The 17823-nt window shown below is 64.8% G+C and carries 16 protein-coding genes and 1 tRNA gene; 8 read left to right on the top strand and 9 right to left on the bottom strand.

Features of this window, described 5'->3' with window-relative positions; all coding sequences use genetic code 11:
- Positions 1-146: 146 nt before the first annotated feature.
- From ACLQ62_RS04780 to ACLQ62_RS04770, 3 genes are all read right to left on the bottom strand, one after another.
- Complete coding sequence (locus ACLQ62_RS04780) at positions 147-1619, bottom strand: 4-hydroxyphenylacetate 3-hydroxylase N-terminal domain-containing protein (RefSeq protein ID WP_411720518.1); 1473 nt, start codon at positions 1617-1619, stop codon at positions 147-149.
- Between the two features lie 193 nt (positions 1620-1812).
- On the bottom strand, positions 1813-2742 hold the full coding sequence (locus ACLQ62_RS04775) for a VOC family protein (protein ID WP_411720517.1): 930 nt from the start codon (positions 2740-2742) through the stop codon (positions 1813-1815).
- Positions 2743-2809: 67 nt separating this feature from the next.
- Positions 2810-4417 (bottom strand): FAD-dependent monooxygenase, encoded by a 1608-nt coding sequence (locus ACLQ62_RS04770; protein WP_411720516.1) that lies wholly within the window; start codon positions 4415-4417, stop codon positions 2810-2812.
- Positions 4418-4540: 123 nt separating this feature from the next.
- Between ACLQ62_RS04770 and ACLQ62_RS04765 the strand changes: the two genes are divergently transcribed.
- The 7 genes from ACLQ62_RS04765 (at position 4541) to hpaD (ending at position 12091) form a co-directional block, all read left to right on the top strand.
- Positions 4541-5320, top strand: coding sequence for an IclR family transcriptional regulator (locus ACLQ62_RS04765; protein WP_411720515.1), 780 nt, complete (start codon positions 4541-4543; stop codon positions 5318-5320).
- Between the two features lie 151 nt (positions 5321-5471).
- A complete protein-coding gene (gene hpaH, locus ACLQ62_RS04760) occupies positions 5472-6257 on the top strand; it encodes a 2-oxo-hept-4-ene-1,7-dioate hydratase (RefSeq protein WP_411720514.1) in 786 nt (261 codons plus the stop codon).
- Positions 6242-7057, top strand: coding sequence for an HpcH/HpaI aldolase family protein (locus ACLQ62_RS04755; RefSeq protein WP_411720513.1), 816 nt, complete (start codon positions 6242-6244; stop codon positions 7055-7057). The genes hpaH and ACLQ62_RS04755 overlap by 16 nt, the downstream gene beginning before the upstream one ends.
- A 154-nt stretch (positions 7058-7211) precedes the next feature.
- Positions 7212-8684, top strand: a complete 1473-nt coding sequence (locus ACLQ62_RS04750) for a fumarylacetoacetate hydrolase family protein (RefSeq protein ID WP_411720512.1) — start codon at positions 7212-7214, stop codon at positions 8682-8684.
- Entirely contained in the window at positions 8681-9373 is a 693-nt protein-coding gene (locus ACLQ62_RS04745; RefSeq protein ID WP_411720511.1) for a GntR family transcriptional regulator, read from the top strand. The genes ACLQ62_RS04750 and ACLQ62_RS04745 overlap by 4 nt, the downstream gene beginning before the upstream one ends.
- A gap of 18 nt (positions 9374-9391) precedes the next feature.
- Positions 9392-10921 (top strand): 5-carboxymethyl-2-hydroxymuconate semialdehyde dehydrogenase, encoded by a 1530-nt coding sequence (gene hpaE / locus ACLQ62_RS04740; RefSeq protein WP_411720510.1) that lies wholly within the window; start codon positions 9392-9394, stop codon positions 10919-10921.
- Between the two features lie 39 nt (positions 10922-10960).
- Positions 10961-12091: a 3,4-dihydroxyphenylacetate 2,3-dioxygenase gene (hpaD, locus tag ACLQ62_RS04735; RefSeq protein ID WP_411720509.1), complete on the top strand. Its 1131-nt coding sequence runs from the start codon at positions 10961-10963 to the stop codon at positions 12089-12091.
- Between the two features lie 97 nt (positions 12092-12188).
- Here the strand turns inward: hpaD and ACLQ62_RS04730 are convergent, their stop codons facing one another.
- The 6 genes from ACLQ62_RS04730 to ACLQ62_RS04705 all read right to left on the bottom strand — a co-directional run bounded on the left by ACLQ62_RS04730 (position 12189) and on the right by ACLQ62_RS04705 (position 16056).
- Positions 12189-12791 (bottom strand): isochorismatase family protein, encoded by a 603-nt coding sequence (locus ACLQ62_RS04730; protein ID WP_411720508.1) that lies wholly within the window; start codon positions 12789-12791, stop codon positions 12189-12191.
- A 338-nt stretch (positions 12792-13129) separates the two neighbouring features.
- Positions 13130-13825: a D-alanyl-D-alanine carboxypeptidase gene (locus ACLQ62_RS04725; RefSeq protein WP_411720507.1), complete on the bottom strand. Its 696-nt coding sequence runs from the start codon at positions 13823-13825 to the stop codon at positions 13130-13132.
- 26 nt (positions 13826-13851) lie between these two features.
- Positions 13852-14838 carry a Gfo/Idh/MocA family protein gene (locus ACLQ62_RS04720; protein ID WP_411720506.1) on the bottom strand — a complete coding sequence of 329 codons (987 nt, stop codon included), beginning with the start codon at positions 14836-14838 and terminating at the stop codon, positions 13852-13854.
- 54 nt (positions 14839-14892) lie between these two features.
- Positions 14893-15336 carry a hypothetical protein gene (locus tag ACLQ62_RS04715; RefSeq protein WP_411720505.1) on the bottom strand — a complete coding sequence of 148 codons (444 nt, stop codon included), beginning with the start codon at positions 15334-15336 and terminating at the stop codon, positions 14893-14895.
- A gap of 79 nt (positions 15337-15415) precedes the next feature.
- On the bottom strand, positions 15416-15775 hold the full coding sequence (locus ACLQ62_RS04710; RefSeq protein ID WP_411720519.1) for a VOC family protein: 360 nt from the start codon (positions 15773-15775) through the stop codon (positions 15416-15418).
- Between the two features lie 205 nt (positions 15776-15980).
- A tRNA-Thr gene (locus ACLQ62_RS04705) sits at positions 15981-16056 on the bottom strand.
- Positions 16057-16915: 859 nt separating this feature from the next.
- Here ACLQ62_RS04705 and ACLQ62_RS04700 point away from each other — a divergent pair.
- Positions 16916-17668: a FadR/GntR family transcriptional regulator gene (locus ACLQ62_RS04700; RefSeq protein ID WP_411720504.1), complete on the top strand. Its 753-nt coding sequence runs from the start codon at positions 16916-16918 to the stop codon at positions 17666-17668.
- The last annotated feature ends 155 nt before the right edge of the window (positions 17669-17823 follow it).

The raw sequence follows: 17823 nt of genomic DNA, 5'->3' as shown, positions 1-17823 counted from the left end.
CTTCCTGGCTACCCTGAGCCCGGACGCCAGCCGCTATCACACCGACCGCATCGAGGAGCCGCGTCTTCGCCCGGTAAACCGCCACCGGCGGCAGCGACTCTAAAGTCGCTGCCGCCAGGTGGTCTGTAAGAGTGATCGACAGGTTCTCAGTCACGCGATGCACCCGAGAACTCGTCCACGTCCACGCGTGCTGCTTCGAGGAAGGCACGTACCGAACCGGAGTCGCCATTGCGCTGCGCCTTCTGGTGCTCGAGGATCCGCGCGCGTCCGATGCTGCCGAGGTAAAAACGCTCATAGAGTTCAATGCGAGACCCGAGCGCAGAACCGGCGAAGTCCCATGCCGTGCGGAAGATCCGGGCGCGCTCTCGCGCCGAGACATCATTCGCTCCAGGCAGGTACTTCTCCAGCAACGGGCCGAGTCGCGGCTCATCGAACGCAGCCTGCGTCGGAGTCGCGAGGAGGTTGTGTGAGCCGATGGTCTTGATGATGTCATTGACCCTCACCATCCACTCGGACATGATCGTGCGAAGAACACCGATGTCATCGTGGAGGAAGTACGCTCCCCCGCCCCAATCCAGAGCACGCGTCTCTGCGGAATGAATGATGGCGCGCGTCATCGTGAGGTAGCCGTGAACTTCACCAAGCATGGTGGCGATGTCGGGACGTGACTCGGAGCCGGTCGTCCGTGCGATCTCGGCAAGGAGGTCGTAGGCAAACTCGAGTTTGACGGCTGCGCGGATGGCGGTCTGCTGCTGCGTGCACCCCGTCGCAGTTCCCTGGTTCACCGAGTTGTAGAGATCGAGTTCGCCGTCGATGAAGACGCGGTCGTGCGGAATGAGCACATCTTCGAAGATGACGACGCCGTCCTGCTCATCGAATCGAGACGAGAAGGGGCGGTCTTCCACCGACTGATCCACGCCGTAGTGATCGCGGCAGACAACAACGACCCCGGGTGTGTTCATCGGAATAGCGAACGAGATCGCATATTTCTCGTAGCCAGGGCGGATGGGGGTTGCCGGATAGACGTAGCACTCGTCTGCGATCGGCCCCAGGGTTGCGAGCAACTTTGCTCCACGCACGATGACGCCTTCGTCCGTGCGGTCAACGATCTGGAGGGTCAGCTCGGCGTTCGCTCCGTCGAGTTCACCGATCGACTTGTCGATGTTGGCGTGAACGATCGTGTGCGTCAGCGCGAGGTCGTTCTCGGCGACGTACTTCTGGTAGTTCGAGATGCGCTCGTAATAGACCGGGTCTGACGCCTTCTTCCAGATGTCCGTACGCGACACATGACCGGCGAGGACCACGTTCACGTAGTCGGGGGTGCGGCCAAGCATGCCCATCGAGTACCGGGCGAAACGATCGAAGGCACGGTGACGGCGCGCAATGTCTTCATCGTTTCTCGGCCGGATGTGCGCGGCGCTGATCAGGTCGCCCGTCTCGGGGCTCGGGAACAAGCAGTCGTCCTGGTGCTCCCACTGGTAATCGAAGTATGCGGCCATCCCGGCGACGGAACCGGCTAATGTCGGATCTGCAGCGACGTTGACGCGCTCTGCCCCGTACCAGACTTCGCGTCCGTCATCGAGGCCCGCCAGGTACTCGTACCCTCGTCGTGCGCCCATTGCACTCTCCCTTTATTCCACCAAGCGTGAAGAAGTACCGCGTCGGACCTCTACATTTATATTACATTCCTGAGCAGATAATGCAATATGTTTACCGGAATGCTCTCTGCGCGCCGTTCGCTGCGGCATCCGCCCTTTCACCCTCGGAGGACCCCAGATTCAGGAGATCCCTTCGCGACGGACGTTCCCTTCTCTACTTGCTCTCACTTGTCTTGCGCCAGGACGCCAGCTGCCCACCCCAAAGATTCACACTGTTGGGAGCCGGAGTCCACCGGCGCGCCTGGTACGTCACGGTCTCGTCGTAGAACTTCTCCATCTCTGCGGAGAGCTCGATATGGTTACCGGCCGGGTCGTCGAAGAAAACGAAGAGGTTGTTCCCGGGGCCATGACGCCCTGGCCCCCAGGTGACATCGACGTCCAGTTCGGTGAGGCGATCGCACCAGGACTTGAAGTCTTCCCACTCAGCGAGGTCGTAGGAGTAGTGATCGATATCCCCGGCGGAACCCACATCGACGATTGCGAGCGTGTGGTGATCCTTGTCGCTGCGCAACCAGCAGAACCGTCCATCGCTCAGCTGGTCACTGATGCGGAAACCGATCGTGCTCGAGAAGAAGTCGACCATGCGCTGCACGTCTGTTGTGCCCAGCGTTGTGTGCTGGAATTTGATCGGGCGGCGTCCCGTGTCAGCAGCGTTCTCGCCGTCACGCTGGACCGGTGTATGGAAATGGACCGGCGTGCCATCCGGGTCATGGGTGAGAAGCCCCTCCGGTGTGCCGACAGCTGCATCCATGTAGGCGTCATCGAGGTTTTCGGCATCTCGTCCTGCGGCTTCGAGTCGCTCACGGATGCCCGCGATCCCGGCCTCGTCCCGCACCTCGAAGCCGTAGTGTGCCAGCCCTTTGGCGCCCGGCAGCAGCTCCATCACGTGATGACCGCTGCCCCATCCGAGACGAACCCCGCCATCAGGCAGATCGGCATGCTTTTTGAGCCCGAGGACCCGGTTGTAAAAGGCTGCTGCAGCCGTAACATCGGGTACCCGAAACCCGATGTGCGATACCGCGGTCTTGCGAAGCGTTCCTGCTGAATCGCTCTCCTGGAGCACGATGCGTGTGGGACGTTCCATGTGGTTTCCTTTCCTGTTTCAGCTCGATGAGCCCTGAGATAGATCGTCGTCAGATACTCGATAGTTCTTATCGTTCCCGGGCGAGCTCGGATACGGGCAGCCACCACTTCCGGATGGCGAAGAGGGCGATATTCAGCTCGTCCGGCAGCCACGCAGCAGCCACGACATGGTCGGGGCGGACGAGCACGTAGCGCCCCCGGTAGGGCTCGAACTCCGCCGTGAGGCGACCATCGACATCAATGAGTGCGCTGTCGGCCGAGCTGGTGCGGGGGAAGATTTCTGTGAGGGGGACGTCGAACGTGCGGATGCCGTTCGTTCCCGCGAAATCGACGAGGACACGGGGCCACGGCCGCTCGAACTCTTCGATCCGGAAGAGAGCCCAACCAGAGCCGGTCTGGTCGTCGAGCAGTGACACCGCGGAGTTCGACGTATCGAAGCATCGGGGTTGCCCGATGGGCAGGCCGATGGGCGCACCAGGCGTCGGCGCCAACAGCCCGCAGGTGAACCGCGGACTGGGCCGGTAGCGCATGTGCTGGAAGAAGTCGCGCCCGGCTTTCGTGGTGATGGCTTGCGCGACTGTTCGATCGCGGAACGCCGCGAGCCGTGGCGATGTCGTCATGACGACTCGGCCGAGGCGTTCGGACAGGCGAATCGTGGCACGTGCGTGCGTGAACCGTTCAGCCTGATAGCTGGCCAGTATCTGGGCTGGTGCGCGGCCTCCGGCGACAGCGATCAGTTTCCAGCAGAGATTCGCGGCGTCACGAATCCCCGAGTTCAGGCCCTGCCCCGCAAAGGGAGGCATCATGTGGGCGGCATCGCCCAGAAGAAAGGAGGAACCGACCTGCCAGTCGTCGGCGATGAGCCCGTTGAACCGGTAGATGACCGCACGGTCGATGTCTGCCGGGTCGAGATTCCGGTAGGGGGCAAGGACCTTTTGCAGCAACGAGAAATCCGGCAATTCGCCGGCCTTCCCTTCGCCCTCGAATAGACGGAACTCATACCGGCACCGTCCGTTCAACCCGGGGACGATCACGTGCGGCCTGCCGGGGTTCCCGTGGTGCATCCCGAACCGCTCAACGTGGGCATCCCGCAGCGTGTCGACGACGAGCCAGTCCTCATCGTGGGCGCGTCCGCTCATGGTGATCCCGAGCAACGAGCGCACCGTGGACCGGCCACCGTCGGCACCGAGCAGAAACCGGGCGTGGACCGTCTCCGTTCCGCGTGCCGAGGTGTAGCTGGCCCGGATGTCGCGCTCCGACGATTCGAGTCCGCTGAGGCACGCACCGAATGTCAGCGTGACATGAGGGCGTTTCCGGAGCTCCTCGACGAGGAGCAGTTCGAGTTCAGGCTGAGCGAAGGGGTTCTTGAACGGGAAGCCGAGGCGGTAGGGAACCTCTGCACCGGCAGAGAAAAGCATGTTTCCATCCGCGCCGTAATAGGCGGTGCCCGTGCCCGGCACAACGAGCGAGAGAATCTTCTGCGCGAGCCCGGCTTGTGAATAGGTGCGGAGCGCTTCGTCGTCGATGGATATAGCCTTCGGCTCGTTGCTGGTTGAGCCGCTCTTTTCGATGACGAGCACCGATGCGCCCGATTCGCTGAGCAGGGCGGCTGCGGTCAGGCCAACAGGCCCGGCGCCCACAACGACGAAATCGAAATCCCACGGAGCCTGTGTCATCTGTGTCCTCCTCGACGGTCAGCCATCGGCTGGCTCGACAAACCTACGGGCGGAGTTCCCCGCCACGAAGGCGACCAGTCCTGCATTGTGAGACAGTCTCGCGGGCCTTGGTAATGTCGACCCATGACACTCGCGGCGAAAGTGCGCTCGGGACGAAATACCACCGCCGACCGCACGCTGGAAATTCTCGCGCTGTTCAGTGACGACCGGCTCAGCGTCTCTGTCCGGGATCTGATCGAGGAACTCGGCGTTTCCCGCTCATCCGCCTACCGGTACCTGCAGTCGCTTATCCGCCAGCAGTACCTCGAATCGGCACCCGACGGATCGTTTCGACTGGGCATGCGCGTGCTCGACCTGGCTCGGCTGGCCCGCGTCGGCTACGGCCTCTCCGAACTCGCGGTTCCTGAGATGCGGTCGCTGGCCTCCACGCACCGTCAGACCGTCGTGCTCACCTCGCTCATCGGACGATCGGTCGTCTGCCTCGAACGCGAGGAGTGGCACGGGCAGTTCGTCCGGTTGTCCTACGAACCGGGTCTCGAGCTCCCGGTCAACGCCGGAGCATCCGCGCTCGTGCTCCTCGCCTGGCTGCCGCAGACGGAGGTCGAGCGCCTGCTCGACCGGCCGCTTCACAAGTTCACGAAGAATACGCTCACCGGCGCCCCCGAGATACTCCAACGACTCGCGACGATCCGCGAGGAAGCACAAGCGGTTTCATTCGCCGAAGTCGACCCCGCCGCTCTCGGCATTGCCGTGCCGATATTCGGCGCCGACGACAGCGTGGTCGCGGCACTCAGCATCGTCTCGCTCGAGGAACGGATTTCGAAGACCCAGTTGGCACAAGCACTCGATGATCTTCACCGGGCGTCGAACAAGATCTCTCAGCGGCTGCGTGCCGCAGCCTAGGCGCACCAGTTCGGCCCTGACTCACGTGCGGTTCCGTTCCGTCCATCCCGGTTAGCGCCCTTCGGACGCGTCCGATATGGTTCGTATACGATCATCGGCGATCTCACGGGAACTCAGCCCCGGCGGGATCCTGACCCGAAAGGCCCAGCGCATGCTCGAGAAATCCGTCATCGACGGTATCGCCAACGAACTCTATGAGGCAGAACAGTCGCGTACGACTATTCCGCGCCTCACCGCCCGGTACCCGGAGATGACGGTCGAGGATTCCTACGCTGTCCAGAATGTGTGGAAGGAACGCGGCCTGGCGTCAGGCCGACGACTCGTCGGCCGCAAGATCGGTCTGACCTCCAAGGTCATGCAGGTGGCCACCGGCATCACCGAACCGGACTACGGCATCATTTTCGACGACATGGTCTACGAGAACGGCTCGGTCATCCCCCACGACACGTTCTCCAACGTGCGCATCGAGGTGGAGCTCGCGTTCGTGCTCGGCAAGCCGCTTTCCGGCCCGAACTGCACACTTTTCGATGTCCTCGACGCCACGGAGTACGTGATCCCGGCACTCGAGATCCTGGACTCGCGCATCGAGATGCAGGGCCGCACGATCGTCGACACCATCTCGGACAACGCGGCGATGGGCGGCATGGTGATGGGCGGCACTCCGGTGCGCATCGGCGAGGTCGACCTGCGCTGGATCTCCGCCCTGCTCTACCGGAACGAGACGATCGAGGAGTCCGGTGTCGCGGCTGCTGTGCTCAACCATCCCGCCGCCGGCGTCTACTGGCTCGCCAACAAACTCGCCCAGCACGGCACCAGCCTCGAGGCGGGCGAAATCATCCTCGCCGGCTCGTTCACCCGCCCGATGTGGGTCGAAAAGGGCGACTCCGTTCACGCAGACTACGGACAGTTAGGAACCATCACATGCCGCTTCAGCTAGCGCCCACCTTCCGCGACGACCTTGCCGGGGCGGACCGTCCACTCATCGGCATGTGGGTCTGCTCCGGCAGTCCCCTCGTCGCCGAAATCTGCGCGGGGTCCGGTCTCGACTGGCTGCTCATCGACGGTGAGCACGGGCCGAACGGGCTCGAGTCGATCCTCGCCCAGCTGCAGGCCATCGCCGGCTACCCGATCACGCCGCTCGTGCGGGCGCCATCCGGGAACACGGTGATCGTCAAGCAGTTCCTCGATCTCGGCGTGCAGAATCTTCTCGTGCCGATGGTGAATTCGGCCGACGACGCCCGCGCGGTCGTCTCGGCCGTTCGCTATCCCCCACGCGGCGTTCGAGGGGTCGGCAGTGCGCTCGCCCGCGCCGCGCGCTGGAACCGCGTCGACGAGTACCTCGTTCGCGCCGACGAATACGTGTCGTTGTTCGTGCAGATCGAGACGGCGGATGCTGTCGAGAACGCCGCCGAGATCGCATCCGTCGACGGCGTGGATGGAGCATTCGTCGGCCCGTCCGACCTCGCCGCGTCGATGGGGCTCCTCGGCCAGCAGGAGCACCCGGACGTGGTCCAGGCGGTCGAGCACGCCATCCGGACAATCGCTGCCCTGGGCAAACCGGTTGGCGTGAACGCATTCGATCCGCGGGTGGCGGAACGGTACCGCGCAGCCGGCGCCTCGTTCGTTCTCGTCGGAGCCGACGTCGCCATCCTCGCCCGAAGCTCTGAGGCACTCGCTGCGTCGTTCATCCCGGCCGCGGCGACGGCCGACGGAGAGAAACCGCGCGCAAGTTACTAGCGCGCCGGATGTCGCAGGAGGGGAGGGCAGCCAGGGACTGCCCTCCCTTTCTTCGCCGCAAAATCGTATACTTTGAGATATACAATTTCTCTTGTATTCCACCTGGGATTGTATATGATCGGGAGTACCGCTCGCCCGCTTCGACCAGACAAGGATGTCTATGACTACCCTCAGTTCTCCTCTCGCACAGCCCGGCAAGATCATCGCCGTGCACCTCAGCTACCGATCGAGAGCCGAACAGCGTGGCCGTTTTCCAGCGCACCCCTCCTACTTCTTCAAGCCCGCGTCATCGCTGTCTGCCTCAGGCGACGCGCTGGAACGCCCGGCCGGCACGGAACTGCTCGCTTTCGAAGGCGAGATCGCACTGATCATCGGCACCCCCACCCGTCGCGTCTCTCCCGAGCAGGGCTGGGCTGCCGTCAGCGGCATCACCGCCGCCAATGACTTCGGCGTCTACGAGATGCGAACCGCCGACAAGGGTTCGAACGTGCGCTCGAAGGGTGGCGACGGGTTCACCCCGATCGGACCGGTCGTTCTTCCCGCGGAGGGCCTCGATCCCGACGCGATCCGGGTTCGCACCTGGCTCAACGGCACCCTCGTTCAGGACGACACCACGGCCGGCCTGCTTTTCCCGTTCGGCCAGATCGTCGCCGACCTCTCCCAGTTGATGACGTTGCATCCGGGCGATGTGATCCTTACGGGAACCCCCGCTGGCTCGTCCGTCATCGTCCCCGGCGACACCGTTGAAGTCGAGGTGGACGCTCCCGACGCGCCCGGTTCGCCGTCGACCGGCCGCCTCGTCACCCACATCACGCAGGGAACGGAACCCTTCGGGGACTTCGGCATGAAGCCGAGCGTCGACGACAAACAGCGGGAGGAAGCCTGGGGAAGCGCCGAAGCCGCCGGCCTCCCGACATCCGCGCCGTTCGAACTCACCGACGAGCTCAAGCACCGGATCAACTCCGTCGGCACGGCGACGCTGAGTGCGCAGCTGCGCAAACGGGGGCTCAACAACGTCTCCATCGACGGCCTTCACTCGACCCGTCCTGACCGCAGACTCGTCGGCCGGGCACGCACGCTCCGCTACATCCCGAACCGCGAGGACCTCTTCGCCGCACACGGCGGCGGGTACAACGCCCAGAAGCGGGCGTTCGACGCGCTCGGCCCTGGCGACGTCCTCGTCATGGAGGCGCGCGGTGAACGCGGCACGGGCACCGTCGGCGACATCCTCGCGCTTCGGGCCCAGGTTCGCGGTGCCGCCGGAATCGTCACCGACGGCGGGGTCCGCGACCTCGCCGCCGTCGCCGCGCTCGACATGCCCACCTACCACGCGGGCGGTCACCCGGCCGTGCTGGGCAGACGGCACATCCCCTGGGACGTGGACGTGACTGTGGCGTGCGGTGGAACATCCGTGCAGCCGGGCGATGTTCTCGTCGGCGACGCCGACGGACTGATCGTGATCCCGCCGTCGCTCGTCGACGAGGTCGTCACCGACGCCATCGAGCAGGAGCTCGAAGAGACCTTCATCGCCGAGCAGGTGGCGAACGGCGAAGGCGTGGACGGCCTGTACCCGATGAACGCCACCTGGAAGGCTCGCTATCGAATCTGGCTGACGGAACGTTCATGAGCACACCGACCGCCATCGGCACCCTGAGCAAATCCCAGCATGCGTATTCCTGGATCCGGGAACGCATCGAGAACGGCACTTTCGTTCCGGGATACCGTCTCGTGCTCGGATCCATAGCGAAGGACCTCTCGATCAGCGTCGTCCCGGTTCGGGAGGCCATCCGCCGGCTCGAAGCAGAGGGCATGGTCACTTTCGAACGCAACGTCGGTGCACAGGTCGCGATGCTGAACAATGACGAGTACGTCTCGACGATGCAGACGCTCGGCATTGTCGAGGGCGCGGCCACCATGCTGTCCGCGCCCTTCATCACCGCGGCGGACCTCGCGGCGGCGCGGGCGGTGAACAAGCAGATGATCGAGACACTTGAGCATTTCGAACCACGCCGCTTCACCGAACTCAACCGCGAGTTCCACTCGGTGCTGTTCGAACGCTGCCCGAATCCGCACCTCCTGGACCTCGTCCACCGCGGCTGGAATCGGATGAACGTGCTCCGCGACTCGACGTTCAGTTTCGTGCCCGGTCGCGCCAAGGCATCCGTCGACGAGCACGAAGGCATCCTGAAACTCATCGAAGACGGAGCAGACAGCCTGGAGATCGAGATGGCGGCGCGGGCACACCGGATCCGCACACTCGACGCATTCGCGGCCTACCAGGCCGACCACAAACACGCATCCCCCGCCCAGTCCTAACAGCAACGGAGCAGCACTATGGCCCACTACATTCCCGAGAACCTGCCGGATAGAATCCAGCACTACATCGACGGCGAGTTCGTCGACAGCATCTCCGGTAAGACATTCGACGTGCTCGACCCGGTGTCCAACCAGAACTATGCAACGGCGGCCGCCGGCCAGCAGGAGGATATCGACCGCGCTGTCGCCTCAGCCACACGCGCCTTCGAGTCGGGGCCATGGCCCCGGATGCTTCCCCGCGCGCGGGCCCGGATCCTGCACAGGATCGCGGATGCCGTCGAGGCGCAGGACAGCCGGCTCGCCGAACTCGAGACCTTCGACACCGGGCTTCCCATCACCCAGGCGCTCGGCCAGGCGCAGCGCGCCGCCGAGAACTTCCGGTTCTTCGCCGACCTGATCGTGGCTCAGACCGACGACACCTACAAGGTGCCCGGCCGCCAGGTGAACTACGTCAACCGCAAGCCCAAGGGCGTCGCCGGTCTGATCACCCCGTGGAACACGCCGTTCATGCTCGAGAGCTGGAAACTTGCGCCCGCTCTCGCCTCCGGCTGCACCGTCGTGCTGAAGCCTGCCGAGTTCACCCCGCTGTCGGCGAGTCTCTGGGCGTCGATTTTCGAAGAGGCCGGGCTCCCCAAGGGGGTCTTCAACCTTGTCAACGGGCTCGGCGAGGAAGCCGGTGATGCCCTGGTGAAGCATCCCGGCGTGCCGCTGATCTCCTTCACCGGCGAGAGCAGCACCGGGCAGACGATCTTCGGCAACTGCGCCGTGAACCTCAAGGGCATGTCGATGGAACTGGGCGGCAAGTCCCCGGCCGTCGTGTTCGCGGACGCCGACCTCGACGCCGCCATCGACTCGACCGTGTTCGGTGTCTTCTCGCTCAACGGAGAACGTTGCACGGCCGGAAGCCGGATCCTCGTCGAACGGCCGATTTATGAGGAGTTTCTCGAGCGCTACGCCGCCCGGGCGAAGAACATCGTCGTCGGCGACCCGCACGACCCGAAGACCGAGGTAGGCGCTCTCGTGCACCCCGAACACTACGACAAGGTGATGAGCTACGTCGAGATCGGCAAGTCCGAGGGCCGCCTGCTGGCCGGCGGCGGCCGCCCCGATCACCTCCCGGACGGCAACTACGTCTCTCCGACGGTCTTCGCGGATGTCGCACCGGATGCCCGGATCTTCCAGGAGGAGATCTTCGGGCCGGTGGTCGCGATCACCCCCTTCGACACGGATGAAGAAGCCCTCGAGCTCGCCAACGGTGTCCGCTACGGCCTCGCCGCGTACATCTGGACCCAGGACCTCACCCGTGCGCACACCTTCGCCCAGGCGGTCGAGTCCGGAATGGTGTGGCTGAACTCGCACAACGTCCGTGACCTGCGCACTCCGTTCGGCGGGGTGAAAGCATCCGGTCTCGGCCATGAGGGCGGCTACCGCTCGATCGACTTCTACACCGACCAGCAGGCGGTGCACATCACCATCGGCGAGGTGCACACCGCCCGTTTCGGTGCGAAGGCACCGGAGTCCGCCCCCGTCGTCGCCCCGACCCCGTAGCCGCTCGCGGCGATTCGTTTCTCACGCAAGGAAGCTGATATGAACCACAACCCAAGCCCCATCCCCGAGCCCCACGCGACGCCCCGGATCAACCCGAACCCCAACCCGATTCCGACGCCGGCCGCGACGCCGCCGGACATTCTCCGCTGCGCGTACATGGACATCGTCGTGACCGACCTGGCGGCATCCCGCGAGTTCTACGTCGACATCCTCGGACTCGTCGTCACCGAGGAGAACGAGAACGAGATCTACCTGCGCTCGTTCGAGGAATTCATCCACCACAACCTCGTGCTGCGGAAGGGCCCCGTCGCCGCCGTCGCCGCGTTCTCCTACCGGGTCCGCAGCCCCGAAGACCTCGACCGGGCCGTCGAGTTCTACACCGAGCTCGGTTGCCGCGTCGAACGACGCCCCGGAGGCTTCACCCGGGGCATCGGCGACTCGGTTCGGGTCGAGGACCCGCTCGGTTTCCCCTACGAGTTCTTCCACGACGTCGAGCACGTCGAACGCCTCGCCTGGCGGTACGACCTGTACGGCCCGGGCGCGCTCGTGCGGCTCGACCACTTCAACCAGGTCACCCCGGACGTGCCGCGGGCGCGCGCCTACATGGAGGACCTCGGCTTCCGGGTCACCGAGGACATCAAGGACGAGGACGGCGTCACCTACGCCGCCTGGATGAGACGCAAATCCACCGTGCACGACACCGCCATGACCGGCGGCAACGGCCCGCGGATGCACCACGTCGCGTTCTCCACCCACGAGAAGCACAACATCCTCTACATCTGCGACAAGCTCGGTGCTCTGCGCAAGTCCGACCTCATCGAACGCGGCCCCGGCCGCCACGGGGTGTCGAACGCGTTCTACCTCTACCTCCTCGACCCCGACGGTCACCGGGTGGAGATTTACACGCAGGACTACTACACGGGCGACCCGGACAACCCGGTCGTCACCTGGGACGTGCACGACAACCAGCGCCGTGACTGGTGGGGCAACCCGGTCGTCCCGAGCTGGTACACCGAGGCATCCCCGGTTCTCGACCTTGACGGCAATGTTCAGCCGATCGTGATCCGTGAGGAGCCGAGCGAGATGGCGGTCACCGTCGGCGCAGACGGCTTTTCGTACACCCGCGAGGGCGACGTCACCAAGGGTTTCAAACTCGGCGACACCCTTTAATTCGGTGCCGGCATCCGCTCGCTGGGACCGCATTCGTGTGGTTCAGGCGGGCGGATGCCGTTTCTAACGCGTGCGCGTGTGCATCCGGTCGAGAGCGTCAGTCGCCGTCGCTTGAGATGAGGACCGCGCCCGCGTGCCCCATCTCGGCGATCGCCGCGTCGCTGGTTTCCCGGGCCACCCCGGCGATGAGGTCGGTGAAGACGCGGACGTGCCTGCCGTGATCGACGGCATCCAGAACGGATGCCCGCACACAGTAGTCGGTGGCGATCCCGGCCACATCGACGTCGGTGACGCCGTGCTCCTCGAGCACCTCGGTGACCGTGGCACCGTCTGAGGCCCCGCCATCGACGTGGCCGTCGAAGATGGAGTACGCCGGTTCGCCCTGGCCCTTCTTGACGTGGAGAGTGATCCGGGACTGATCCAGGGCGGGGTGGTATTCAGCACCGGGCGTGCCCGCGACGCAGTGCGGAGGCCAGGTGTCGAGGAAGTCCGGTTCCTCACCGACCGGGGCGAAGTGCCCTCCGTTGTCACCGTCGGCGTTGTGCCAGTCCCGGGAGGCGATCACCAGGCTGTAGGTGTCCGCTGCCCGGTCGAGGTAGGTGGTCAGGTGTGCTGCTACGGCGGCTCCGCCATCCACGCCGAGTGCACCGCCCTCGGTGAAATCGTTCTGCACGTCGATGATGAACAGTGCCCTGGTCATGGTGGCCTCCCGGTCTCAGCAGTCGCTCTCAGGGTACCGTCGAGGTTTGTGCGATGTCTGCCCCGCCACCGCGCCGCTACTCATCCCTGCTCAGTAGGGCAATCCGGGCCTGACACAGACTCGACAGGAGAAACCGGCACATCCGGGCCACCGCACCCTGTTCAGCGTGCGTTCCGCCCGCAGTCGCGCGGCAGGCCAGCAACCACCCGCTCGGGCCTTCTCACCCGCGGAGAGGGCGCACCGTGCAACGCCCAACCGGGGATTTTGCACCAGACGCACGCTTGACAGGAGAAACGGGCGCTTCCGCACCACTGCTTCCTGTTGGCCGTGGGCGAACGCTATGTATTGGAGCGGTTGTCGCCGCCGCGGTAGAACGCCGTCGCCAGGGTGTCGATGGTTGTGCGGGCGTTCTCGCCCACCTGGCCGGTGGCGAAGATGGCAAAGATGGCGAAGGCCAGAGTGGAGCCGTCGACGAACGCGGCCCCGGCGCGGCCGACCGGGTCGTCGCCGCGCTGGGAGCCGACCCGGGTGGATGCCCGGAAGTCCGGCCCGAGCACGTTCAGCGCCGCCGCGGCGGTGAGCACCTTCATCGACCTCGCGGTCTGGGATGCCGTGTCGGCGTCGCGTTCGAACAGCACCTGGCCGTCGTCGCGAAGCACCTGCGCCTGCAGGGTCCCGAACCGACTGTCGCCGAGCAACGAGGCAACCGAGCAGGTCCGCAGTGGCGAGGCGGACTGCTCGATCGTCGACATCGGGCGCGGACGATCGGTTGGCGTCGGAGTCGCGGTGGATGGGGCAGGAGCGACCATCGGCGACGACACAGCCGTGGTCGCGCCGAGGGCGACAGCGCCTTCCATCAGGGCGAAGGTAGCAACCGAAGCGGTCACGAGCCACCCCGTGCGGGAACGGCCCCTGAGCGTGCCGATGCCGCCACGTCGGTGCGCCGGTGCACGCACGCTTGACGCGGCATCCGTCGCGGGTGACGGATCGGTGAGGTGATTCTCGCCCGGTTCGCGGGGCACGGGGTTCCGCACGCGACGATGTTGCCTGCGGTGGCGGTTCATTCGCCCGGGTAGACGAGACCGATCTGGCGGCGGATGTCGTCGAGCGTGTGCATGATCGACACCGTCTCCGCGTGCGGAAGCACATCGGATTGCAGCTGACCGGCGGCGACGAGGCGTTCGACTTCGAAAGCCTGGAACTGCATCCCGCGACCGACGACGTTGGACGTGTACGACTCGAGGACGTCGTTGGCGTTGTTGTAAACGGTGAACGAGCTCGCCGAGTACCAGACGGAATCGATGTCGATGCGTCCCTCGGTCCCGATCAGGCTGGCCACGTTGGGCCCGTGCGCGTTGCTCGCGGACAGCGTCGAGGCGATCCGGTCGTCGTTGTAGGTGAAGATGGTGGCGACGGCTGCGTCCGCGCCGGTGTCGCGGAAGGTGGCGGATGCGGTGATCTGCGCTGGTGTTCCGAAGACGGCGCTGGCGAAGGAGATCGGGTAGATCCCGAGGTCGAGGAGGGCGCCGCCGCCGAGTTCGAGGGCGTTGATCCGGTGGCCAGGGTCCGATGGGAGGTTCTGGGTGTGGTCCGCAACGATGGAACGCAACGTCCCGAGGGTTCCTTCGGCGAGGATCTCGCGGATCCGCACCATGTGCGGCAGGAAGCGGGTCCACATCGCTTCGAGCACCACGAGCCCGAGTTCGCGGGCACGGGTGGTGACCGCTTCAGCCTCCGGCGCGTTGAGGGTGAACGGCTTCTCGACGAGAACGTGTTTGCCCGCTTCGAGCGCGAGCAGCGCCTGTGCGGCGTGGAACGGGTGCGGGGTGGCGACGTAGATCACGTCGACCTCGGGGTCGGCGACGAGATCCTCGTAACTGCCGTGCACGTTCGGGATGTTGTATTTCTCCGCGAACGCCGCCGCGGCATCCGTCCGGCGGGACCCGACCGCCTGCAGAGTCAGCCCGTTGAGGACCAGGTCGTTGGCGAAGGCCTGCGCGATGCCGCCCGGCCCCAGTATGCCCCAGCGGAGCCCAGTAGTAGTCACCGGTTCAGACTACTGGTCGGCTCAGGCGAAGAGTCGCTCTCTCCGACAAATCGATCACCTCCCCGCGGTGGCGAGCTGCCGCGGTTCCATCGGCCGTGCCGGCTGCCGCACCGTCGGCATCCGTCGGTCGTGGACGAGCGCCGTCGGTCTGCGGGTGTGAACCGGGGCGGCGGGTGTGGCCGGTTGAACGGATGCCGGCGGCGGCTTCGGTTTGGTCAGGCGCTGGAGCTCACGGGCGGTTCCGCCACCGGTCACGTGGAACTGCGGCGGCAGCGACCTCTCGTACAGCCCGTACACGTTCTGGACCGCCTCCTCGAGCGACCCCCAGTAGCCGACCAGCTCGCGCCGCGCGGGGTTCGGGCGCCAGGTCACAGCCCGGAAGTAGAGCTCGCGCTGTGCGCCCAGCCGGAGCCGGCGCACCAGGGCGATGGGCTCCTTCGACGCCGAATGTGTGACGACCCATTCGACGGGGGTGGTGACGTTGGACAGGTCGGGCATAACGCAGACGATACGTCGAGCGACCGACATCCATTCTCCGCTCTCCGGAACGGGGCCGACGGGCTGCGATCGAAGACGCTTACCGGTTCAACTGCTGCAGCGCCCAGGAGTTGCCGTCCGGGTCGCTGAAGAACGCATACCGAACGCCCCCCATGTCGAGGATGTCTGAGACGGTGACCCCGTTGCCGGTCAGGGTGGCCCGAGCCGCCTCGACGTTCTCGACGACCAGATGCAGATTCCGCACCGGTGCTGCGTCGGGGTCGCTGATCCCGATGCCGAAGACGATGGAGCACGCAGACCCAGGAGGGGTCAGCTGCACGACCCGCATCCCGTTGCCTGGTTCCACGTCGTGATCGACGTGGAAGCCCACCTTTTCCGCGTAGAAGGCCTTACTGCGGTCGACGTCCGTCGAGATCAGCGGAACCAGTTCCAGTCGCATGTCCACGACGCACTCCCTTGTTCGAGGATGAGGCACCTCGGCGGGTAGCCGGGCGGCACCCTATGAATGTACTGCGCCCGGACCGTCGCCGACGCTGGCGGCCGAAGCCGCGTCGGCATCGAAATTCATCGGGTTACGACGGATAGCACTCTGAGAACGCCGACGACAAGAAACCACAAAACCCCCTCACGAGGAGGGGGTTGAATGGAGCCGCCTGTGGGAATCGAACCCACGACCTTTTCATTACGAGTGAAACGCTCTGCCGACTGAGCTAAGGCGGCAGAGCGAGACAAAAACCTCGATTCACCGTGACTGATCTGGGATTTAAGGCATCCCTGCAATCGTTGCTGCCCCTTCACGATACCCGATACCTCGGCCGATCTTGCTTCGATTGGCGTCATAAATGGACAATACGTGGCGAGCGTCCAAATGGATGGCTGGACGAAGCCCAGGCTCAGCTGCAGTCGACGTCGCCTTCTGCGATTACTCCCCCGCTGGACCGCTCCCCAAGCGATTCGGACCCCCCAACCTTCTGATCCGTGGTCCGATGCTTCAAACCGCATGGAACCCACGGAATCACGCGGCCTTTAGCCGCTTGGACTGCAAGAACCAGTCGATTTCCACTCCCTCTGAGCCCGCGAGAATACCGGCAAGTTCCGACTGTCTTAATCTCAAATGTGGGGCAAAGTGTGGGGCAAAGGGGGTGGCTCCTCGTTCGGCCAGCGCAATAACCGTGAGCGGTGTCCAACGAAGGCACGCACCTTCCCGTCGGGGAGAGGGCAAGCGCGCTGTCATTACTGAGCACCGAGGCGTTGGAAACTCGACCATGCTCACGAACCGCGAACAGGCCAAGGTAGGTGAAACCTTCACCATCAAGTTCTGGGCGGGGTGCTCGCCTACCAAGTCACTGACATGCAGGTAATCGAGCCCGTGACAGCGGATTTTTGAAAGTGGTCCAAGGGAGAGACCGCGTTTAGTCGATCACCTGTACGCCTCTCGGCGTCGACTCGCACCGAATGCCAGAGCGCTCGCTGTGGCGCATCTGCTTCCCCCGACAGGTCCTGTTAATCGCTTTCACCGTCACCATCGGCTACATAGGTGTAAGCTCTGTGGTCTGACCACAGGGATGACAGGAGCAGTGTGACCGACGAGCCTCGCGCATGGCAAGTGGTCCTCGATTCCATCGAGCGAGATCTGCTCGAGGGGCGGCTGCGCCCAGGCGATCATCTCCCAGGCGAGCGGGCCCTTTCCGCTGCCTTGGGCGTTGGGCGATCAAGCGTCCGTGAGGCGCTCCGCGTCCTCGAAGTGCTCGGACTTGTCCGTACCGCTACCGGCTCAGGACCGAACTCCGGCGCGATAATTGTCTCCCTTCCCGGCGGCGGCATGTCCGCCCTCATGCGCTTGCAGGTGGCGGCCACTGGATTCGCCGTTGCCGACATCGTGAAGACCCGCCTCGTGCTCGAGACAGCCGTCGCCTCAGAACTTGCCGCAGCGCCCCAGCGTGCGAGCCTCGCGACAGCCGTCGAACTGCTCGACGTGATGGAGTCGCGCCCGCTCCCGGAGGCAGAATTCCTCTCGATCGATGCGCAGTTTCACCTGACCCTGGCGGAGGCATCCGGCAATCAAGTCATCGCGGCGACCATGGCGGGTCTGCGGAACTCGATCGAGAGCTACGCGCGCCTCGGTGCGGCGACCCTGCCGTCCTGGTCCCGGACCGCCGCCCGGCTCATGCTTGAGCACCGCGACATCGTCGCCGCGATCCAGTCAGGCGATGCGGCAAGCGCCCGCAAAACCGTCCACGCCCACATCTCCCGCTACTACGCGGAGATCAGCCTGCCCACCTTCAGCATTTTGCCGACCGGTGTTTCGGATGCCGCCCCTCGCGGCACATAGACGACGACTTCCATATCTTTTCGACAATAGAAAGTAGCCCCGCATGGTTGAGAGACGAATCCCGAAGGTGCGTGACCTGGCGCCGCTGATGCAGTTCAAGAAACCCGAGCTCAACGCACGTACGCGCCGGCTCGCCGCAGCGACGAGCATCGCCG

The sequence above is a fragment of the Mycetocola sp. genome, assembly GCF_046716805.1.
In the GTDB taxonomy this organism is placed as follows: Bacteria; Actinomycetota; Actinomycetes; order Actinomycetales; family Microbacteriaceae; genus Mycetocola_A.
Note: the sequence above shows the minus strand (reverse complement) of the source record. Positions and strands in the feature narration are given on the sequence as shown.